The organism is Saccharopolyspora sp. ID03-671 (assembly GCF_045278815.1).
GTDB classification, from domain to species: domain Bacteria; phylum Actinomycetota; class Actinomycetes; order Mycobacteriales; family Pseudonocardiaceae; genus Saccharopolyspora; species Saccharopolyspora ipomoeae.
Genome location: NZ_CP134054.1, coordinates 46,027 through 64,630 on the forward strand (window position 1 = coordinate 46,027; position 18,604 = coordinate 64,630).

The following is an 18,604-nucleotide window of genomic DNA, read 5'->3' on the forward strand; positions in this document are numbered from 1 at the left end:
ATGGATTTCGAGATGGCGTTGCGCCTGTTCAAAGCGGTCGTGATCCTGGCAGTGACGGTCTGGGAGACCGTCCAGCTCACACGTCGACGACAGGATTTCGCCCTCCGCGTCCTGGTCGTGGGCTTGTGGGCCCTGTCCTTCGCGGCCGTCTTCGGTATCCAGACGCCCATACTCGAACCCATCGAGGACCTCTTCGGTCCGGCATGGGGGGTGATCATCAACGGCTGCTGGATGGTGATGGCCTACTCGTGGGCAGCGTTCTTCGCCCTCGCCGACCCTCGCAGGCCCGTGGTGACACGGGTACGAACGGCACGAGTCGAATTTGGTGTGCTCGTGGTAGCCCTGGCTGTCATGGCCCTGGTCTTGATGGGTTGGCCAGAAGCGCAGGGCCGTGGACAACAGACCTGGCAGCGCACGGTGTTCTACCTGTCCATGGACGGCTATTCCCTCAGCGCCTGGTTCCTGGGCATCTGCCGTGCCGGGGGCTATCTCTCGCGCCTTCAGCACCCGCTCGCGCGGGCGGCCTTCGCTCTGGTGATCGTGGGAAGCGCCGGCATGACCCTCGGAGTCAACGCCATCTCGCTCGTTCGCTACGGCATCCGGCTCTTCACGCGTGACCTCGATCTGGGTTTCATGAGCACGCTGTATTCGATCGGGCAACTCGGTGGGCAGCTTCTCCTCGCGCTGGGCTTGGCCTTCGCGCCTCTGGCCGGCGTGGTGGTCGCGAGCAGGGAACGCTATGAAAAGGCGCTGCGCGCCCGCTACACACAGCAGCTCACCCCGCTATGGCGCACGCTCACGAGCGAGTTTCCACACATCGCGCTCGATCACCACGCCAGCGACAGTGGCCGTCCTCGCCCCGATGCCGATTTCGAACGAACAACAGCGGAGATCACCGACGGCCTTGCAGAGCTGGCACGTGACTGCCCACCACCCAGCGACGATGCACGAAACCCACGACACGCGGCCGAGGCCGTCGCAGCGGGGCTGCAGAAGCGCATCGCGGTGCGCGAGGCACGCTGGGGGCAGGAGGCGCCCCCTCCCGTCGAACCGCCCTACCCGGTTATCGAGCCCGATTTCGATGGAAGCTGGCGCCGACGTGCCCGCTGGATGATCAAGCTCAGCAACGAACTCGCTTCGCGCGGGGCAATCCGGAAGGAACTCCATGACACGGTCAGAGACTGACGGTGGAGTCCGCCTCTCAGTTCTCGACACCGCACCGATCGTCGAAGGTGCCAGCGCCCGCCAGGCTCTTCACAACACGGTCGATCTGGCACGTCTCGCCGACACGCTCGGGTACCACCGGTACTGGGTACCCGAACACCACAGCATGCGTGGTGTTGCTAGCGCGGCTCCCGCTGTCCTGGTGGGACGCCTCGCCGAGGCCACGCGCTCCATGCGGGTGGGGAGCGGCGGTGTGCTTCTTCCGAACCATGCACCCCTGATCATCGCCGAGCAGTTCGGTACCCTCGAAGCGCTCTACCCAGGACGAATCGATCTCGGCCTCGGCCGTGCGCTGGGGGGACCATCACGTGCGGCGTCAGCGATTCGGAGCACAGGCCAGGGCCAGAGAAGCTTCGCAGAACAGCTTGATGAGCTGCTTACCTACTTCGACGAGTGTGAGCTGAAGCCGGGGGCAGTGACGGCGGTCCCTGCTATCGGAAACCGTCCACAACCGTGGATCCTCGGCACGAGTGTCGCCAGCGCCGAGCTCGCTGCCAAAGCCGGGCTCCCCTACGCCGTAGCGCATCACCTGAACCCGGATGGCGGTGAACTGGTCCAGGTTTACCGGGAAGGATTCCGGCCCTCGGAAACGGTGCCGACCCCGCGATCTCTCGTCAGTGTTTCCGTCATCGCCGCCGATTCGGATGCCCGCGCAGAGTGGTTGGCCGGGCCGAGTCGGCTCAAGATCTTGAGCCGCTTGAAGGGAAATCGCATACGCCTTCCCGCACCTGAAGACGCGGCGAACGTGCACTACACGTCCGAGGAGCGCGCCACTGTCGAACACCACACCCGCGGGTTGATCGCTGGATCCCCGCACACGGTGCGTCAGAAGCTCGACGCGTTGATCAAGCAGTTCGATCCCGGCGAGATCATGGTGACGACGCCGATCTTCCACCACGACGACCGGCGCCGGTCATACGAGCTGATCGCGGAGATCGGCGGAGACGCGCAGTAGCAGTGCTTCGAGCTCTGGTCCGGTGACGGCTGTTTCGCGAAGCTCGTCGAAGTAACTCTCGTAGTTCTTGACGTCGTCGGGGGAGTCAAGGCGTTGTTGGGCGGTGATGGATTCGATGAGGACGTGGTCGTCGTAGAGAAGGAAGTTGGTGAGTGGGAAGACGGGCATCGCCGCGCTGAAGGGGACGACGCCGATGTCGACGTGGGGGTATCCGGTGAGTGCGAGGAGCCGGTCGAGTTGCCCGATGAGTGTCTCGGTTGTGCCGAAGCGGGTGTGCAGGGCTGCTTCGCCCATGATGATCTGGATCTGCTGCTGGGGTTGGTAGAGGATCTGCTGGCGTTCCATGCGTTTGCCGACGATTTGGTCGATCTCGTCGGGGCTCACGCCGGCTGAGGCGGGCCCGCATGGTCGGGTGAGGACGTCGCGGGCGTAGGCGGCGGTTTGCAGCAGTCCGGGGATCATCGCGGGCTGGAACTCGGCGATGCGGGTGGAGGCGGCGTCTTCGCGGGTGGTGGTTTCCTGTTCGGCAACGGCGCCGCCGTGCTGGCGGTATCGGTGCTGGAAGGTGGCGTACTCGATGCGCGCGGCGCTGGCGAGCTCGTAGAGCTCGTCGAGCTGTTCTTGGGTGGCGCGGACAGCGTGGGCCCACTGGGCGATGTCGTCGTCGGTGGGTCGCTGATTGCCTTGTTCGAGTTTCGAGACACGGGTCTGGTGCCAGCCGAGGTGGCGGGCCAGGGCGCTGCCGGAGGTGAACGCAGCAGCGCGCAGCTCGCGAAGACGTCGGGCGAGCAGGGCTCGTTGTGGCGTGTTCGGGGCCGGCACGGTGCTGCGTACTCCTCGTGGTCAGCGTGGGTGGTAGTCACGCCAGGGTAGTGACTGCGTCAGCGCGGCATCGCGTATGGCACAGGCGTCGGCGATCTGTTGCGGATCGGTGACAAGCTCGGCTCCGAGCCACTGGCCGTCGGGTGCGTAGCGCATCGAGAACAGCCGACGCGAGTCGATGAGCCAGAAGTCGGACTCGAACGGCACGTCAGCGGGCCACTGCCCCTCGCGTACGGGGATGACCCGGACGTCTTCACCGGCCTGCACGTTGGGTTCGTAGGAGGCCAGCTCGAAGCGCATGTAGTCGGTCAGTGGTTCGGTGACGACGTGGACGCGTTGTGCACGGCACCCGTCCTTGACACGGCGATCGATGCGTTCGCACCACTGCCGCAGCTCATCGGTGAGGGGGATGGTGCCGGTGCGCCGCCACTGCGCGATGGCCTCGTCCTCGCTGCTACCGGAGTACTGCTGCAGTGTTTCCAGCCGGAACAGCGAGTATTTGAAGTTGACCAGCCCATCCCACAGAGAATCGATGCCCGGCCGCGGGTCCGAGGTCGTGCTCACGCGGAGCGCTCCTGGTAGAGCCGCGCGGCCTCCAGGATGATCTCCGGCTTGATCAGCACCCCGCCTTCACCAGGAAGAACATTTTCCATGTTGGCGTAGGTCTCGGGGTCCATCTCGAGTCCCTGGACGGCGAACATGCCGTTCTCAGCCAGGTACACGGTCTGGCAGCCACCGGGGTTCGATTCAGGGTCCTTGCAGAGCTTCCGAAGCTGCACGACAGCCTCCACAGAAGTGAGGAACACGGACCCGACCATGGTCGCTTAGATCGGCCTTAGATGTCTACTAGCGACACGGCTAACCTCAAACTAACCTTGATCTAACCGTGCTGGTGGTTTAGCGTGATTGCCATGCCGCGCGAGCTCGGACGGCCGGGCGGGGGAGCGGTCCAAGCACCTTCAACTTCGGGGGACCGACGTGACGATCACAGCCACCAGCGACGAAACACCGCACATCGCGGCCATCCGACGAAGCGTCAACGCCGGATTTCGCTTCCTGCACCTGTCCGACGCCGACGGCCGGGAGATCCTGGCGATTCACGCCGAGCGCTTCCGTAGCGGCGTGGTCGACACCTACACCGTGCGGGCGATGAACGAGGCCCTCGGCGCGCGGTTTCGCGCCGAGGACTACCCCCACGGCGATCCACTGTGGCAACACCACGGGCCGGTCGACGACGTGGTCACCACACTGATGGCACTCCCAACTCCGGGGACGCCAGGAGCCCCGAATCGGACTCTCCGGCGGTCGAGCGGTCTCTGGTTGCCCAGCTGACCTCAGCTGGCGGTGTGAAGCTCTCCGGGTGCGGATGTCGCCGGCAGCGAGACGGTACCGACGAGGTACGGGAACGGTTCGACAAGTTGCTGGCATGCATCGCAGGGTGTGCCTGAACCGTGGGGCATGACGAATGCGGCCGGATGCGCATATCCGCAGATCGGGACCCGATATTCGACCTCGCCAAGTTCGGGCGCGTAGGAGACACCACTCGGGATGAACCCGCCTTGGGCGGGGTAGGCGTGGCTGTGGGCGTCGAGTCCGGACTGTCGCCAGACGAGGTGGTTCACGGTGCGCTCCGGTCGGGGTTGCATTGTGGGCAGGGTTGGTAGCCGGTTGGTGGTGTGCCGCGTGCGAGGAAGCCGATGACGCCGCAGGCGCAGAGAACGGCGTCGCGTCCCTCGAATCGGGTCGTCACAGGGTTGGGCGCGAGGCGGTGTCGCACGCGTTCGCCGCGGAGTCCGATGGCATACGCCGTGCCGTCGGCGCTCGGCGGGGGAGCGGGCGGCAGGTTCGCGCTCGTCGCGTCGCCGGGATGTGGATTGGTGGGGAGGGCTGCGAGGCACAGTTCGCAGCCCATGCCGGAAATCTCCGCGACGGGTAAGAGAAGGGTTGCGGGTGCGGAGAATCCGCAGAGAGCTCGGCGCCGATCGCAGGCGTTGTGCTGGCCGGCGAGGAACACATGGATGATCTGGCGGGACTGCCCGAACAACTCGGGCCTCGGCCGAGCGAGGATGATCGTGCTCATCGGCCCTTCTCGTTTGGCGTGCCGATACCGGCGGTGGAGTACATGGCCTGCCCGCCTCGGTCGAGGGGAAGTGATTCCGGGGCGGGCAGGTGCTCGTTCGTGCAGCTCGGTCGCGCTTCGGGGTGTCGCGCCCAGATCTGGCGAGTCGTACGCCGCGCACGGCGCGTCGCACGCCTTTGCCGAACGAGCGAAAGGTCTGCGATCACCGCTGCCCAGGGCAGAACCACGAGGATCGCGAACAGGACGTAGAAGGTGATCATGGCGTGCCTCGCATGGCCGGGTGGCTGCTGAACGCGATGGCTGCCGAGAGGGCCGTCGCGATTGCATCGAGGGAGTTCATCGGGGCGCCGGGTGAGTTGCCGATTGCGTAGGTGGCATGGGAAGTCCGGCGAGGTGGTGTGCGCGTGCGTCGCAGGCTGCGCAGGTTTGCCAGAACCAAGCCTGGTCACTGCGGTCAGCGGTCGCTGGTTCTCCGCAGAGCGTTTCGAACCGCTCGCCCTCGCGGGGTGCCGTTTGAGCGGTGGCGTGCCGCGAACCATTGCTAGGGCACCACGTGAACGGGTGCGGGCGGTAACTCATAGCTTCCCCAGGTGGTCAAGGTCATATACGTGTCGTGATTGCTGTAACCGCGTAACGGTTACAAAGTTGACAGGTGGCAACACTGGGTGCAATGCCGCGATCAGGTGATCTCCCCAAGTGCGTGCGCGGCTGGATATGCTCTGGTGCATGGCTGGCAACACCGTTCGAACGACGCCCAAGGCTCGAGCTCTTGGTGCTGAGCTCCGCAAGGCCCGGGAGCAAAGCGGTCTCGGGTTGCGCGCGATTGGTGAGCTCCTTGACACCAGCCACACCACCGTGTCGAGGTGGGAGACCGGCGAGCGGTCGCCGAAGCTCGAAGACGTAGCCGCCTACCTGCAGGCTGTGCAGGCTCCTGCCGAAGCGCGTGAGGAGATCTTGGAACTTGCGCGGGAGCCGGACGGTCCGCATTGGCTCTCGATTGGGATGCCAGAACAGCCGCGCCAGATGGCTACGCTGCTGGAAATCGAGCGCGACGCGACGTCGATCACCAGCGTTTCGCCCCTGCTGGTCCCTGGGCTGTTGCAAACGGCGGAGTACACCCGCGCGATCATGACCACCGGCGGCGTGCCCGAGGAAGAGATTGACATGCGCGTGGCGGTCAGGTTGGGACGCAGGAACGCGCTCACCCGCAAGGAGCCCGCGAAGCTGGTCGCCTACATCGGCGAGTCAGCGCTACGGCAAGACATCGGTGGTCCCGAAGTGATGAGCGACCAGCTCAAAGAGCTGCTTAAGCTCAGCGAGCAATCAAATGTGACCCTTCGCGTAGTTCCGATCGAGACTGGCTGGCACGCGGGATTGGAAGGTCCGTTCAGCCTGTTCGAAGTCAAGGGTCGGGACTCCGTCGTCTGCGTGGAGAACCGCGTGAGTGCCCTGTATCTCCATGAGCCTACGGATGTTGCCGCTTACGAGGCCGCCCTGCCGAGGGTGGAACAGGTTGCGCTGGGCGCGGAGGAAACAACCGCTTTCATTGGCAACCTGGTGTGAGAACAAGGGGAGACGAGCGCACATGATGCACAACACGACGCCGACAGGCTGGCGCAAGTCGTTACGCAGCACGCAGGTCGAAAACTGCGTGGAGGTAGGGCGGATCGGCGACGACGCCGCGGTCCGCGACACCAAGAACCGGGACCAGGGCTACTTCACAACGACGCGCGAGCAGTGGACTGCGTTCATCAGCGACGTGAAGTCCGGACGATTTGATCTCTGACCTGTTGGAGTCCGCTCAGCGGTGTCGTACCACTGGGCGGAATCGTCATCTGCAATCTCGCGAAAGGGAGTCGGACAGCTCCCGAATATCTTAAGTGTGGCACGTCCGATGCGCTTCGCCACGGCATGGTGTTAGGGCCTACTGTTTTTGACACTGGGTGGTGGGAGGATACCGGGAGGTTTGTGCCGTCCCGTACTGCGGTGAACGTCGCAGAACTGAAGTGTGCCGCACCGGGTCCTGCTGCTGTTTCTCGGTTTTCGCAGGTTTGTGTCTCCTGTGGACGCCACTGGGGGTCAAGGGGTCGTGGGTTCGAATCCCGCCGTCCCGACCGGCAAGAAATGCCCGTTGATCTGTGAGTTTTCGCAGGTCAGCGGGTATTTTTGTGATTGTCTGTGGATCAGTGGTGATCGCGAGTTGATCGTCTTCTTGACCGCTGGGGACCAATGAGACCCACTGGACCGGCGTGGAGCCACGCGGTCAAGTGCGTCGGCGGGTGTTCGTTGGTCCTGGTGGTCCTTGATGTTGGTTCGGGAGTTCTCAGCATGTGGCACGCTTCCTGTGTGCTCGTGCCCCCACTGCGCTTCTATTCCGGCGGTCTTGGGGTGGTGGCCTGTCGGCAGTGTGGGCTGCGTTGGCGCTAGACGAAACGTGCCTCACCTCTGCAGGCCCCATTTTGAAGGGACCTCCATCTGCAGCAGGCGTCCCTCAGCGTCTGGCAGTCAACGATGGCCAGCGCGAACAGCACCGGGAAGTCGGCAATCCGTGCGCTGCTGCAGGCGATCCGAACCAACTCCCGGGATTGGGGCGAGCTGACGAGGACCCTGCCCTACGTACGCGGCTGGGCGACGACGAGTCTGTCCGCACGCTGCTTTCCCCCAAACCCCGGTCTCTTCGATCTCGTGATCGTCGATGAGGCGAGCCAGTGCTCCATCCCGCACCTCATCCCGTTGCTCTTCCGGGCCCGTCGCGCGCTGATCATTGGCGATTTGATGCAGCTGAAGCACATTTCCCAGCTCTCCCCGGACCGCGAGGCTCGCATCAGGAAGAGCGCCGGAATCAGCTCTGCATATCTTGAGCAGCACAAGCTTTCGTACCGTCGTCACTCGGCGTTCCACGCTACCGAGCGGTCCTTTGGTGAGGGATTTCTGCTCGATGAGCATTACCGCTGTCACCCTGATATCGCCGCAGTCTCGAATGATCTCTTCTACGGCGGTGAGCTCACCGTGCTCACCGATGTGCGTGGCCGCGCCGGTGTCAATCGGCCGGCAGTGACTTGGAAAGACCCTGATGGCAAGGCTGTCCGGCCGGACTCTGGTTCATCATGGGTCAACCACGAGGAAGTCCAGGCCACCCGAGAATGCGTGGCCTACCTGCTCGCCCACTTGCCGGATAAGGCCACGATCGGGGTTGTTACCCCGTTCAAAGCCCAGCAGCGCCTGCTGGAACGCCACTGGCAGACCGACGATCGCGTCCGGGTCGGGACGGTCCACACCTTCCAGGGTGGAGAACGCGACGCCATGGTGTTCTCGCTGGTCGCCAGCGAGGAAATGTTGATAGGCGCGCTGAACTGGATTGAGCAGGAGCTGAACCTCTGGAACGTCGCGATCACCCGGGCGCGGTCCCACTTGATCGTTGTCGGTTCCCAAGGTCTGTGGCGGAAACGCGGCGGTCCCGGCGCCCGGTTGGTGCAGGCGGCCGACACCTCCGACACGGGCGGAGACCCAGCTGAGCACGCACCGGACACGGTGAGCCAGCGGCTCTACGAGCTGCTCGCGGACCTGCCGCAGGTTGGCCTGCAGCTGGGTACCCGGGTGAACGGTCATCCGGTGGACGCGGTCGTTTCCACCGGAAATGACTCCGTCCTTCCCATTTTGATCGACCGCGGACCGGACGATGAGGAGGGCTCGGCACGACATCTCCGACTCATGTTGCGTCGTAGGGAACTCCTCGGTTCACCCGAAAGTAATCATCGTGCGGCCCGGCTTCCGTCGTGGATGTTGTTCGACCCCGACGCGGCTGTCGCCAAGCTGGGACTCAACACACAAGCGGACCCCACCTGAGTAGCCTCGCGAACGATGGGTTGAGACCGATCCGGCACGGTCAGGGGAGTAGCCGCATGGCGAGCACGCTTCCGTCCAGGTGGACGGATACTGGTCCGTTCCACGAGTTGTCCCACGAGCTGCTCGGCCAGGCGAAGCGGCGTTCGTAGACCTCCTGGCGATACTGCTCGACTCGTCCTTTGCTCAGAAGCCGCAGGAGGTCCTCAGCCACTCCGGAGAACGCCTCAACTCGGACCCCGTTGAGTCGGAAGACGTGGTCGGTGCCGAGGAAATCTATACCCAGGATCGTTTCGGCCGCATCCCGCACGGTACCGGCGGCGGCGTGCGCGAAGCCGGTAAAGTGTTTGCGCCCTTGATTCTCGGTCAAATACTGGTAGGCGGCGCTGCCGTCGCCTGCAAAAGCGGTCAAACCGGCGGCGGAAGTGCGGGCGAGCACTCGGCGAAACCACCCGTGGCGCTCCGGTGTGACGTGGAATCCGGTCACGGAGGAAGGTGGTTTGCCGTCCTCGGTCGGTTGCTTAATGTCGGGGTAGAAGTGCTCATCGGTGTGCGCATCGTCCAGAGAGACAGCCTGGGCATGAGAGCCGTGCAGCCAGCCGCCCGTTCCCGTCGCTTGGAGGGCATGGATTGTGGCGGGCCCATCCTTGGGCAGCGCAGTGCTGAAGACCAGAGCCGGAGTTTCGTCGTAAGGTCCGATGTGCATGGCTTCCACGTGCGCAGACGCAGCCGCGAGTTGACCGTAGGAATACGCGGCATTGCTGTGGTTACCCTTGCACGCGATCGGGAGAACCAGAGACGGTTTGCCGGGCTTCCACAGCTCTGCGAAGTACTGCGGTCGGTACTGCCCTCGCGCGCGCCAGCCGGCGCTCAGGACTATGTCCGCGGGTGCGATCGAGACCATCCGGTCGGGGTGCTGTCGGCTCAGATACCGCTGCGCCGCCATCAGCGCGAAGCCGATCCCGAGCTCCCCGGACTGGAGGATTTTGTAGTGTTCCGCGATCACCTTGCCTTCTTCGGAGAGAGTCATGAGTGAGGCGGCGTCGTCGGTCAGTGCCTGACTGTACTTCAGCGCTCCCCAGTGTTCGGCGAGTCCGCGAGCGGCTCCGCGTCTCGTCAGTGCGGTCGCTCGAGCCAGCGCGTGAAGTACGTCCCACGGCGTTTGCCCGACGGCTGCTCCCCCCACCCGGGTAAGGGCTGGAGCTCGGGCTTTCGCCGCAACGGATCAGACTGCTTCTCTTTGCGCTCCGCGTCCTTCTTCTTTGCAGCGGACTCCACAGCGCCGACCATCCTGGAACTCGAGTGGTGTGAGATTTTCGAGTGTTGCGCCAGGTTGTCCAAAATCTCAGCTACCGTCTGAGGCACCATTCCCCCTTGCTCGCCAGATCAACGGCGCCTGGCCTTCAAGTGATCGACATCGAGACGCAACGCTACGTTCCTGATTGCCAGCACGCTTCCGCGTAACGAGTGATGAACTTGCGAAATCTCGGAATCCTGGAAGTGGTTAGGGCCGATCGGATGATCATGTCGCTATCCAATTGTCTAGTTTAAGGCGGCTCTTCGGAGGAGTCGGTAGATCCGGCAGCGAAGGGGGTCGCGAAGGCCAGTCAGAGATGTGCAGGGCATAGCTGGTGGCGGAGACTTGCCCGACCCGGTGTACTGACGAGAAACCTGCAGCGCTTCGCGGCGCCCGTCATGAGTAGGGGCGGGATACCGGGGTCAGCTACGAGGTAGAAGGCCTCGGCGGGGGAGTGGGTGCTGCCCGGTGGTCTGGGTGCGTGTTGCGGGCACTAAGGCATCCGGTTGCTCGCCGGCCTTGTCGCGCGCTCGTTGTCTGCTGGTCCGTTGGAGGATGGTCTGGCCGTGAGGCGTTTGGTGATGATCGAGCGTGCGGCTTCGCCGGTTCGCGTCGGTAGTAGCGGGTAGACGTGCACGAGGCCCGGGCCTTCGTGGAACTCGATGTCGACGCCTGCTGCTTTTCGCGCGGTCTCGCAGCAGGTGTGCGTCCGGGTTGAGGATGTCGCGGGTGCCGCTGAAGACGGTGAGCGGGCCGAGCTCCGCCAGGCCCCGGCCAGGGGGCTCACGCGGGGGTCTTCGGTGGGCAGCTCTCCGCGCCAGCGGTCGGAGAGGGTGCGGCCGCCGGGCACCGCCAACCAGGGATCGCTGGGTTGGACCTGCGGGATCCGCGGATTGGACCAGGAGAGATCCAGCGCCGGTGAGATGAGCAGGGTCCTCGGCAGGGTGCCGCCGTGCTGGTCGCGCAGGACCATCGCGGCGGACAGGGCGACCTGGCCCCCGTCGGAGTCCCCGGCGAGCCGCGCCTCCCCGTGCAGCTCGCCCGCCTCCCGGACGAGGTCCACGACGGCGGTGACCACGGCTTCCGCCGTGCCGAACGGGACCAGCGGGTAGATCGGCACCACCACCGTGGTCCGGGCCTCGGCGGCGATCTGGGCCACCAGCCGCCAGTGCGCCGCGGAGATCTCATTGACCCAGCCCCCGCCGTGGACGTACACCACGGTTCCCTGGGGTTGGGCGTCGGCGGGGCGTCGCGGTAGACCGGCCATGCGTCGCGGCGCGAGACATCGATGGTCACCGGAGACCCGAGCCGACGCGGTGGTGCGTAAGAGTGGGGCCGCAGCGCGAGGCGGTCGATGTGGGCGAGTGCACGTCCGGGGGAGCGGAACACGCGATTCCTGCCGGCGAGACGGAGGTACAGCGGGATTACCCGTCTTCGGGGAGGCGCATCGGAATCGGCTACAGCGGTCGGGACGTGGGGTTCGCGGCTTGAGGTCGGACGATCGATGAACGTATCCGCCGGACGGCATTCCAGCAGGGTTTGCTGTGCGGATCGGCCGCGACCTCGTCGATCGGTGCTTTCAGCCGCGGTCGGCGGGGGCATCGTCGATGATCTTGTTGAGGCGCAGGGCGAGTTGAATCTCCAGCGCAGTGTCGGGTGCCTGCCAACCGTCACCGAGGAGCGTCCCGATGCGCTCCAGGCGCTGCGAGACGGTGTTGACGTGGATCTGCAGACGTTCCTTGGTGCGGTCGAGGTTCATGTGCGAGGCGAAGTAGGCCTCCAACGTCTCGGTCAGCTCGGTTCGGCGAAGCGCGTCGTAGTCGTGGACGGGCCCGAGAACCGACCGGATGTAGCTGCGGGCGTCGGCTTTTTCGCCGACCACCATCCCGATGAACCCGAGGTCGCTTATCGCGGCGTCGTGGCGGCCGAGCGCCAGCAGCGCGCGCACGGGACTCATGTGGTCCTGCCACATGAACGCAGCAGGTGCCCGCGCATGTGGCCTGATTCAGCGCTGATCAGATGCGGGTGCTCGTCTCCGCAGGCGAAGCCCCAGCGCCGAGGCGGCGAGGAACACCGCGCCCACCAGCAGCACCACGACCGGCCCGCCGAGCGCGCCACCGGTCCAGTCCCAGACCAGCTCGGGCAGCGCCACCGTCACGGAGAGCACGCCCAGCGCCAGGAGCACCGCGGCCTGCTCGACCAGGTAGCCGCCGAAGCACACCAACCCGATCACCAGGGTCAACCCGTAACCACCCACGACGGGCCCAGGTACACCGCGTACTGCGCCCCGGCCAGAGAGATCAGCACGCCGGCCCCGAGGACCGGACGGCGGTGGCGCACCACGCCGGCAACAGCGAGTGCGGTCCACGCGGCGCCCAGCGCCATCAAGCCGATCGTGTGGGCCGGTGACGAGCTTTCGAACCACTCGGCAACCGCGGTCGTCACCACGCCGACGCTGAACCCGACGGCCGCCAGCAGTACGGGGAGTCCGCCCACCACGACGTATCCGAGCAGGGCGACGAGCAATCCGGTGACCGAGGCCGCCAGCGACTCGAGCACGTCAACCCCGCTCGCGGTGGCGAGCGCAGCCGTGCAGGAAGCCAAGGCGATCAGGGCGGACACGATCCGGCTGCGCGCCGGCGGTTCCGCTTCGCCGAACGCGCGCAGCGCACGCGGCCCGCCGACCACGACCAGCCCGGCGCCGACCAGGGTGAGGGTCGCGGCGACCAGCAGGCCGACCCGCGTGGGCACCGCGAGGTCTTCCCAGTACATCCCCACCAGCAGAACGGCACCACCGAGGACCAGCGCACCGCCGATGTAGCCGAGCACCTCCCACGCAGCGGTGCGCGAGCCCCTGGTCGCACCCCGCTCGCGGTCGAGCTCGTCGAGGACGGCTGCGACCTGCTCACGGGAGAGCACGCCCCGTTCGCCCAACCGCTCCAGACGTGCGCGTTGCTCCGAGGAAAGCCGCTGCGAGTTGCTCATCGACGGAATTACAGCATCACCGCAGCCACAAGTCCCTAGGTGCTTCTACTCAAGACCCCGCCCTCGACCGGGCTGAGCGGCCATCGGACCGCGGGCATGGTTGTGAGCCGGATTTCCGAAGCACGAGCGGGCGACGCTCAAGTGGGCGGGTCCGCGTCGTGGTGAGTGAGTCCCGATGTGCGCACGATCCCGCCACGAGGTGGCCCCCGCGGGAGGAGGGGCCTCCTCGTGCTGGTCAAGGCCAGGATCCCGGTTTGCGGCGCAGCCCGACGACGCCCGCCCGCACGTACGTGCAGAAGGGCGGTCAGTGGGATCGCAGCCCGCGCAGGCCGGTCAGCGGACAGGCTCGATCACAGCTTCTTCTCCCGCACCACGAACGGCAGCGGTGGCCGGTCAGTCAGCATTGCGTCACCCACGCGTCGTGCCCGGTCGTCGTCGTTCGGTCACCGGCCGAATAACAGCGCGGTGCAGGGGTGATGTTGTCGGCGACGCGCTGCATTCCGCAGGTGAATGCGATGGCTAGATGAGGTCCGTCGCAGGTGACGGTGCGCGCGGCGTTGGCGCTGGCGTGTCGGGCGCCGTCGGTGCACCTCTACCCGGATCGTTCTCCCCGAGCAGCCGAATTCGGAGCTGTGCCAGCGGCCCGAGTACCGGCGAGAACTCGCCGACTGGTCAGGGCATCGGGGTGGATAGCGGGCGTCCGATTACAGCGGTTCACCGGACGACGGCTACGGGGCAGGCTGCGTAGTGCACGACGGCGTGGCTGACCGAGCCGAGCAAGGCCGAGCGGATGACGCCGCGCCCGCGGGTGCCGACGACGAGGAGATCGGCATCGACGGCGGCGGTGAGCAGTGCATCGGTCGGGCCTTCGGTGGTGATCACATCGTGGTGCGCGACGACGTCCGGGTACTGCTCGGCGCATCCGGCTACGGACTCGGCCAAGAGGCGGCGGTGAGCGTCGATGACATCGGAGTCGAGGGTCCATCCGCGGTTCGGTGGCAGCGGGTCCGGTGCGTGCTCGGCGATGGCCAGCAGCGCGGTGAGCTCCGCGTGGTGGCGGAACGCGACGTCGTAGGCGAAGTCCGCCGCCCGCGCGCTGCACGCGGAGCCATCGACGCCCACGATGACGCGCTCGATCCCCGCGGCCGGTTCGGTGGAGCCGGACCAGCGCCGGCCGCGCACGATGACGACCGGAGCGGGCGCTGAGCGCACCAGTTCGCCTGCGGTCGAGCCGAGCAGGAGCTGATGCACCCGGCCAGTCCTGGGCGGGCCGAGCACGAGAACGCACGCGCGGGCGGCGGCGTCGCGCAGGATGCTCGCCGGGTCGCCCATGCGTGCCCGCGTCCGCACGTCCAGTCCGGGGTGTTCACGGCGGCATTCGGCGGCGATGTCCGCCAGCGCTCGTTGCGCGGAACTGCGCAGCGGTTCGAACGAAACGGTCTCGCTAGGCAGGTGTATCCGCGTCAGCTCCTCCAGCGGGATGGGTATGGCGTGAACGACCTCCAGCGGTCGCCCACGTGTCGTGGCTTCGAGCGCCGCCCACCGCACCGCCGTCCGGGATTCCGCAGAAGCATCGAATCCGACGACGACCCCGTCGTCGTGGACCGTCGACATCGCGATCAACCTCCGTGCTCGGACTCCCGCAAGCGTCGCTCAATCGGTGCTGCTCCGCAGCCCGCCGACCGCATGGGGTGAGGGCTTCACCTGGTGTGGAGAACGAGAGGTATGAATCGACAGCCCCGCGGGCCGCGGGCGGAAAGCTGCGATGACGGCCCCCGCGGCACCGGTGCGGCCCGCGCTGGCGCGTCGCGGTTTACGGGGTGCGGTGCAACTGGGGGTGCGTTGCAGGCAGTGGCAGACGCTGCCCGGATCCGATCGCGGCCTCCTGCCGACGCGTCCGACGACGGGGCCGGTAGCGGGTCTCACGTTCGGCGATTGTGCTCGTGCCACCAAGCGTAGGTCAGAAGCGCGGCGGAGGTGAGGGAAGCGACGAAGAACTCCGCCCCCTGGCCGAGGATCAAGCTCAGGACGGCGAACAGCGCCGCCAACAGCCCCAGCGCTCGCCACATGGTCATCCACCTCATGACCTTCGTGATCGGTCGAGGTGTCGTCATCCTGTGGGCGAATTCGGGATCATCGGAACTGAGCTGGCGTTCGATCTTCTTGAGGCGACGGCGTTCGCGGCCGCGGGACATGACTTCCCCCTGGTCTGCGTGGTGCTGGGGCGCAACACCGAGCTTCAGGTGGTGCGGGAGGCTGTGCTCGCAGTCGGCGTCCGGTCCCGGGTAGACCACGCTCAGGTGGTCGTTCTCGAGCCACCGCACGAGGTGGGGCGGCTCGCGGTCCGAGCCGCGCACCTCGATGATCTGTCCCTTGTGACGGAACCTACTTGCCCTTGCGCGCGACGGGGATTTCCTTGGCTTCTGGCGCCTCCTTCTGAGGCATGTGGATGGTCAAGATGCCGTTGTCGTAGTCGGCCTTGATGTTGTCGACGTCGCAGCCCGAGGGCAGCAGCATCGTGCGGCTGTAGGAGCCGTAGTAGAACTCGCTGTGCGCCTCAGCTCGATCTTCCTGCCTGCGCTCGGCGTCGATCCTGAGCTGGTCGCCCTCGACGTTGATGTGGATGTCGTCTGGGTCGACGCCGGGAAGCTCGCAGCGAACCACGAAGCTGCCTTCTTCGGTGAACGCTTCGATCCGCATCGAGTGCCGCTCGCCGAACGGCCATTCGCTCTCCAACATGCGCAAGAGATCCGGCAGTCCCCTGTTCGGCCGAGGAAGCAAGCTGCTCATGGTGTCCCTCCTAGCGATGACGGCTTCCCCGTCCAGCATGGGACAAACACCGAGCTCCGGCAGGGTCGAGAAGTCCTCGGTGACACCAGACGAGGGGACGTGGGTTCGAGGCTCCCTCTCTGACCGAACGCGCAAATGGGGTCGCGTTCGCCGGTCACCCTCTGTGGTGACGCCAAGCCTGCTCCTGAGCGGGACGTTGTTCAGCGGGACTGCCCGGCTTCTTCTGAAGCCGGGCAGTCCCGGGTTGCGGTGTTGGCGGCGGACGTGCCGGTGGCGGTCAGGAGAAGCTGGTGACCGCCAGCTGGTAGCAGACCGCGGCGATGGCGACCAGCCCGATGGCGGCCAGCGCGTTCTGCCACCACTTGTTGCGCAGGTCGCCCATCAGGCCGGGCCGGTTGGCCAGGACGACGAGCAGTACGGCCAGGACGGGAGCGACGACGACCGTCAACGCCTGTGCCGCGATGATCAGCTGGACCGGTGATTGCCCGCGCGCCAGGACGGTGACGAGGGCGCCGAAGCCGAGAACGCCCAGGATCCCGGCGCGGACCCGCCACGAGGCGAGCCTGTTGCCGAAGCCGAGGCCGTCGGAGAGCAGGGTGCCGCCCGCGGTGGCGTTGGCGATCATCGCCGAGATCGCGGCTCCGGTGAAGCCCAGCGAGAAGATGGTCCGCCCGGCTTCTCCGGCGATCGGGGTGAGCACGGCCGAGAACTGCTTGAGCGTGGCGCCCTCCTCGCCACCGACCCCGGGCAGGACCGCGGCGGCGGCCATGATGACCAGCGCGGTCATGATCCCGGGAGCGACGATGCCGGGGATGGTGTCGGCGAGGGTCGTCTCGCGGTACTGCTCGCGGCGGAGCCCGCGCTCGCGCGAGGCGTAGCCGGCGTAGAAGGCGGCGTTGACCGAGAAGTTGGTGCCCACCAGGGCGACGATCAGCAGCCCCACTCCGGAGGGAACGACCGGGACCACGGACCCGACGGCGGCGGCGCCCCAGTCGGGCCGGGTCACGATCGCGGTGGCGACGAACGACGCGGCCATGATCGCGACGATGACGAGTACGAGCTTCTCGATGAGCGTGTAGAGCCGTCGCGCGAAGAGGATCCCGACCACCACGGCCGTGCAGGCCAGCGTCCACCACATGGGCGAGCCGCCGAACACCAGCGACAGGCCCAGTCCCGAGCCGACGGCGTTGCCGACGGAGAACATCAGGGTGATGGCGAAGACGCCGAACCCGGCCAGGCCACCGACCCGGCGGCCCAGGTGCTCCTTGATCGTCTGGACGACCGAGCCCTTCGAGACGAGCGCGATGCGGATGCTCATGTCGGCGTAGATGAGCATCAGCGCGGTCGAGACGGCGATGACCCAGATCAGGGAGTACCCGAATCGGCTCCCGGCCTGCACCGCCGAGGTGAGGTTGCCGGGCCCGAACTGCCAGGCGCCGACGATGAAGGCCGGCCCCATCAGGGCCAGCATCCGCAGGATTCGGCGTCCACGGCCGACCGGAGCGGAACCGGAGGTGTCGCTGGGCCCGTTGTTCATCCGGGCGGGTGCTGCATCGGACATCGTGCTTCCTCACCCCCGCGCGGCATTGTCGCGGGGTCGTTCGGGGACGGCATTGTCACCGGACCGGCCGGGTGGCCGGCAAGGGCCGGATGCGCTCGCGTACCCGGCCCGCTGGTCGGCTCAGACGAGCTGCGCGCTGCGCAGCGCCTGGACGATCTCCTGCTCGGCCTCGGCGGAGAGGTCGAGCAGGGGAGAGCGCACGGTCGCGTTCTCCAGCACGCCGAGCGCCTTGAGCGCCAGCTTGAGGGCCACCGTGCCCTCCATGTGCGAGCCGCGGTGGTAGACGGCCTTGGTGACCGGCAGCAGGCGGTCGTGCACCGCGCGGGCCGCCGCGTAGTCCCGGGCCTTGCCTGCGGCGATCAGTTCGAGCAGCGGTGCGGGGGCGATGTTGCCGTACCCGACCAGCAGGCCGTCCACGTCGAACATGGTGTGCAGCAGGTACTCGTCGTGGCACGACAGGATCTGCAGATCGGGGTTCTCCCGCCGCAGGACGGGGATCTCGGTGTCCCAGCGGCGCATGTTGCGCACGCCGTTCTTGGTGGCGAACACGCCCGGCTGGGCGGCGATCTCGAGCTGGGTGTCGAGGTCGTAGTTCGCCTTGGTGACGTCCGGGTACTGGAAGAGGATGCAGGGCAGGCCCGCCTCCTCGTAGATCGCTCGGTAGCGCTCCTGCGGGGCGCCCTGCTGGTAGCCGAACCGCAGCCAGCCGTGCGAGGGGTACACCAGCGCCGCCTGGGCGCCTGCGGCGACCGCGCGCTTGGCCTCCTCGACGGCCACGTGCGTGCCTTCGCCGGTGATCCCGGCGATGACCGGGACGTCGACGGCCTCGACCAGCTGGGCGATGGTGGCGACCTGCTCGTCCTGGGTCAGGAAGGTCCCCTCGCCGGCGTGGCCGAGCACCACGAGGCTCTTGACGCCGTCGTGGCCGGCCAGCCACTGGCCGAGCTTGGCCATCGCCTGGTGGTCGACCTCGCCGTCCGGCGTGAACGGGGTGACCGGGGCGGGGTTGAGGCCGCGGAGATCGAGAGACATGCCTGGGACTCCATT

General features: G+C 66.5%; 23 protein-coding genes and 1 pseudogene. 6 read left to right on the forward strand and 18 right to left on the reverse strand.

What is annotated here, in order from left to right; translation table 11 throughout:
- Window positions 1-1,185 (forward strand): MAB_1171c family putative transporter, encoded by a 1,185-nt coding sequence (locus REH65_RS00245; protein ID WP_406690709.1) that lies wholly within the window; start codon window positions 1-3, stop codon window positions 1,183-1,185.
- The gene (locus tag REH65_RS00250) at window positions 1,166-2,179 is read left to right on the forward strand and encodes an LLM class flavin-dependent oxidoreductase (protein WP_406690710.1); all 1,014 of its coding nucleotides are present in this window, start codon (window positions 1,166-1,168) and stop codon (window positions 2,177-2,179) included. Before REH65_RS00245 ends, REH65_RS00250 begins: the two co-directional genes overlap by 20 nt.
- Here the strand turns inward: REH65_RS00250 and REH65_RS00255 are convergent.
- The 3 genes from REH65_RS00255 to REH65_RS00265 are packed head-to-tail and all read right to left on the reverse strand — an operon-like array spanning window position 2,138 to window position 3,780.
- On the reverse strand, window positions 2,138-3,001 hold the full coding sequence (locus REH65_RS00255) for a helix-turn-helix domain-containing protein (protein WP_406690711.1): 864 nt from the start codon (window positions 2,999-3,001) through the stop codon (window positions 2,138-2,140). The genes REH65_RS00250 and REH65_RS00255 overlap by 42 nt on opposite strands.
- Window positions 3,002-3,022: 21 nt before the next feature.
- Window positions 3,023-3,565 carry a DUF6879 family protein gene (locus tag REH65_RS00260; protein WP_406690712.1) on the reverse strand — a complete coding sequence of 181 codons (543 nt, stop codon included), beginning with the start codon at window positions 3,563-3,565 and terminating at the stop codon, window positions 3,023-3,025.
- Window positions 3,562-3,780, reverse strand: coding sequence for a hypothetical protein (locus tag REH65_RS00265; protein ID WP_406690713.1), 219 nt, complete (start codon window positions 3,778-3,780; stop codon window positions 3,562-3,564). The genes REH65_RS00260 and REH65_RS00265 overlap by 4 nt, the downstream gene beginning before the upstream one ends.
- A gap of 199 nt (window positions 3,781-3,979) precedes the next feature.
- Here REH65_RS00265 and REH65_RS00270 point away from each other — a divergent pair, with 199 nt between their 5' ends.
- Window positions 3,980-4,333, forward strand: a complete 354-nt coding sequence (locus REH65_RS00270) for a hypothetical protein (RefSeq protein ID WP_406690714.1) — start codon at window positions 3,980-3,982, stop codon at window positions 4,331-4,333.
- Between the two features lie 2 nt (window positions 4,334-4,335).
- On the opposite strand, the gene REH65_RS00275 is transcribed toward REH65_RS00270, so the two are convergent.
- The 4 genes from REH65_RS00275 to REH65_RS00290 all read right to left on the reverse strand — a co-directional run bounded on the left by REH65_RS00275 (window position 4,336) and on the right by REH65_RS00290 (window position 5,660).
- Window positions 4,336-4,623 (reverse strand): hypothetical protein, encoded by a 288-nt coding sequence (locus tag REH65_RS00275; protein ID WP_406690715.1) that lies wholly within the window; start codon window positions 4,621-4,623, stop codon window positions 4,336-4,338.
- A complete protein-coding gene (locus tag REH65_RS00280) occupies window positions 4,620-5,081 on the reverse strand; it encodes a hypothetical protein (protein WP_406690716.1) in 462 nt (153 codons plus the stop codon). Before REH65_RS00280 ends, REH65_RS00275 begins: the two co-directional genes overlap by 4 nt.
- A complete protein-coding gene (locus REH65_RS00285; protein WP_406690717.1) occupies window positions 5,078-5,341 on the reverse strand; it encodes a hypothetical protein in 264 nt (87 codons plus the stop codon). The genes REH65_RS00280 and REH65_RS00285 overlap by 4 nt, the downstream gene beginning before the upstream one ends.
- 76 nt (window positions 5,342-5,417) lie before the next feature.
- Window positions 5,418-5,660, reverse strand: coding sequence for a zinc finger protein (locus REH65_RS00290; RefSeq protein ID WP_406690718.1), 243 nt, complete (start codon window positions 5,658-5,660; stop codon window positions 5,418-5,420).
- A 147-nt stretch (window positions 5,661-5,807) separates the two neighbouring features.
- Between REH65_RS00290 and REH65_RS00295 the strand changes: the two genes are divergently transcribed.
- The 3 genes from REH65_RS00295 (at window position 5,808) to REH65_RS00305 (ending at window position 8,927) form a co-directional block, all read left to right on the forward strand.
- Complete coding sequence (locus REH65_RS00295) at window positions 5,808-6,644, forward strand: helix-turn-helix domain-containing protein (protein WP_406690719.1); 837 nt, start codon at window positions 5,808-5,810, stop codon at window positions 6,642-6,644.
- Window positions 6,645-6,666: 22 nt separating this feature from the next.
- On the forward strand, window positions 6,667-6,867 hold the full coding sequence (locus REH65_RS00300) for a DUF397 domain-containing protein (protein WP_406690720.1): 201 nt from the start codon (window positions 6,667-6,669) through the stop codon (window positions 6,865-6,867).
- 725 nt (window positions 6,868-7,592) lie between these two features.
- Complete coding sequence (locus REH65_RS00305) at window positions 7,593-8,927, forward strand: DEAD/DEAH box helicase (RefSeq protein WP_406690721.1); 1,335 nt, start codon at window positions 7,593-7,595, stop codon at window positions 8,925-8,927.
- Between the two features lie 40 nt (window positions 8,928-8,967).
- Here REH65_RS00305 and REH65_RS00310 read toward each other — a convergent pair whose 3' ends face one another.
- The 11 genes and pseudogenes from REH65_RS00310 to REH65_RS00360 form a co-directional block, all read right to left on the reverse strand.
- Window positions 8,968-9,954 carry a hypothetical protein gene (locus REH65_RS00310; RefSeq protein ID WP_406690722.1) on the reverse strand — a complete coding sequence of 329 codons (987 nt, stop codon included), beginning with the start codon at window positions 9,952-9,954 and terminating at the stop codon, window positions 8,968-8,970.
- Between the two features lie 760 nt (window positions 9,955-10,714).
- Window positions 10,715-11,488 (reverse strand): alpha/beta hydrolase fold domain-containing protein, encoded by a 774-nt coding sequence (locus REH65_RS00315; RefSeq protein WP_406690723.1) that lies wholly within the window; start codon window positions 11,486-11,488, stop codon window positions 10,715-10,717.
- Between the two features lie 312 nt (window positions 11,489-11,800).
- On the reverse strand, window positions 11,801-12,178 hold the full coding sequence (locus REH65_RS00320) for a PucR family transcriptional regulator (protein WP_406690724.1): 378 nt from the start codon (window positions 12,176-12,178) through the stop codon (window positions 11,801-11,803).
- A 48-nt stretch (window positions 12,179-12,226) separates the two neighbouring features.
- Entirely contained in the window at window positions 12,227-12,463 is a 237-nt protein-coding gene (locus REH65_RS00325; RefSeq protein ID WP_406690725.1) for a hypothetical protein, read from the reverse strand.
- A complete protein-coding gene (locus REH65_RS00330; protein ID WP_406690726.1) occupies window positions 12,460-13,206 on the reverse strand; it encodes a DUF2157 domain-containing protein in 747 nt (248 codons plus the stop codon). Before REH65_RS00330 ends, REH65_RS00325 begins: the two co-directional genes overlap by 4 nt.
- A 714-nt stretch (window positions 13,207-13,920) precedes the next feature.
- Window positions 13,921-14,820 carry a universal stress protein gene (locus REH65_RS00335; RefSeq protein WP_406690727.1) on the reverse strand — a complete coding sequence of 300 codons (900 nt, stop codon included), beginning with the start codon at window positions 14,818-14,820 and terminating at the stop codon, window positions 13,921-13,923.
- A gap of 308 nt (window positions 14,821-15,128) precedes the next feature.
- Window positions 15,129-15,401, reverse strand: a complete 273-nt coding sequence (locus REH65_RS00340) for a DUF3040 domain-containing protein (RefSeq protein WP_406693292.1) — start codon at window positions 15,399-15,401, stop codon at window positions 15,129-15,131.
- An 87-nt stretch (window positions 15,402-15,488) separates the two neighbouring features.
- Window positions 15,489-15,581 (reverse strand): annotated as a pseudogene (locus REH65_RS00345) (DUF1918 domain-containing protein); the annotation flags it as partial.
- A gap of 10 nt (window positions 15,582-15,591) precedes the next feature.
- Window positions 15,592-15,996 carry an Hsp20/alpha crystallin family protein gene (locus REH65_RS00350; protein WP_281456575.1) on the reverse strand — a complete coding sequence of 135 codons (405 nt, stop codon included), beginning with the start codon at window positions 15,994-15,996 and terminating at the stop codon, window positions 15,592-15,594.
- Window positions 15,997-16,273: 277 nt separating this feature from the next.
- Entirely contained in the window at window positions 16,274-17,557 is a 1,284-nt protein-coding gene (locus REH65_RS00355; RefSeq protein WP_406690728.1) for an Nramp family divalent metal transporter, read from the reverse strand.
- Window positions 17,558-17,677: 120 nt separating this feature from the next.
- The gene (locus REH65_RS00360; protein ID WP_406690729.1) at window positions 17,678-18,589 is read right to left on the reverse strand and encodes a dihydrodipicolinate synthase family protein; all 912 of its coding nucleotides are present in this window, start codon (window positions 18,587-18,589) and stop codon (window positions 17,678-17,680) included.
- Between the last annotated feature and the right edge of the window lie 15 nt (window positions 18,590-18,604).

What these genes read in the sequence shown, in the direction of transcription:
- REH65_RS00245 (WP_406690709.1), top strand. Translation starts at nt 1, where the DNA reads ATGGATTTCGAGATGGCGTTGCGCCTGTTCAAAGCGGTCGTGATCCTG.
- REH65_RS00250 (WP_406690710.1), top strand. Translation starts at nt 1,166, where the DNA reads ATGACACGGTCAGAGACTGACGGTGGAGTCCGCCTCTCAGTTCTCGAC.
- REH65_RS00280 (WP_406690716.1), bottom strand. Translation starts at nt 5,081, where the DNA reads ATGAGCACGATCATCCTCGCTCGGCCGAGGCCCGAGTTGTTCGGGCAG.
- REH65_RS00285 (WP_406690717.1), bottom strand. Translation starts at nt 5,341, where the DNA reads ATGATCACCTTCTACGTCCTGTTCGCGATCCTCGTGGTTCTGCCCTGG.
- REH65_RS00290 (WP_406690718.1), bottom strand. Translation starts at nt 5,660, where the DNA reads ATGAGTTACCGCCCGCACCCGTTCACGTGGTGCCCTAGCAATGGTTCG.
- REH65_RS00295 (WP_406690719.1), top strand. Translation starts at nt 5,808, where the DNA reads ATGGCTGGCAACACCGTTCGAACGACGCCCAAGGCTCGAGCTCTTGGT.
- REH65_RS00300 (WP_406690720.1), top strand. Translation starts at nt 6,667, where the DNA reads ATGATGCACAACACGACGCCGACAGGCTGGCGCAAGTCGTTACGCAGC.
- REH65_RS00305 (WP_406690721.1), top strand. Translation starts at nt 7,593, where the DNA reads ATGGCCAGCGCGAACAGCACCGGGAAGTCGGCAATCCGTGCGCTGCTG.
- REH65_RS00310 (WP_406690722.1), bottom strand. Translation starts at nt 9,954, where the DNA reads ATGACTCTCTCCGAAGAAGGCAAGGTGATCGCGGAACACTACAAAATC.
- REH65_RS00315 (WP_406690723.1), bottom strand. Translation starts at nt 11,488, where the DNA reads ATGGCCGGTCTACCGCGACGCCCCGCCGACGCCCAACCCCAGGGAACC.
- REH65_RS00320 (WP_406690724.1), bottom strand. Translation starts at nt 12,178, where the DNA reads ATGAGTCCCGTGCGCGCGCTGCTGGCGCTCGGCCGCCACGACGCCGCG.
- REH65_RS00330 (WP_406690726.1), bottom strand. Translation starts at nt 13,206, where the DNA reads ATGAGCAACTCGCAGCGGCTTTCCTCGGAGCAACGCGCACGTCTGGAG.
- REH65_RS00335 (WP_406690727.1), bottom strand. Translation starts at nt 14,820, where the DNA reads ATGTCGACGGTCCACGACGACGGGGTCGTCGTCGGATTCGATGCTTCT.
- REH65_RS00340 (WP_406693292.1), bottom strand. Translation starts at nt 15,401, where the DNA reads ATGTCCCGCGGCCGCGAACGCCGTCGCCTCAAGAAGATCGAACGCCAG.
- REH65_RS00350 (WP_281456575.1), bottom strand. Translation starts at nt 15,996, where the DNA reads ATGAGCAGCTTGCTTCCTCGGCCGAACAGGGGACTGCCGGATCTCTTG.
- REH65_RS00355 (WP_406690728.1), bottom strand. Translation starts at nt 17,557, where the DNA reads ATGTCCGATGCAGCACCCGCCCGGATGAACAACGGGCCCAGCGACACC.
- REH65_RS00360 (WP_406690729.1), bottom strand. Translation starts at nt 18,589, where the DNA reads ATGTCTCTCGATCTCCGCGGCCTCAACCCCGCCCCGGTCACCCCGTTC.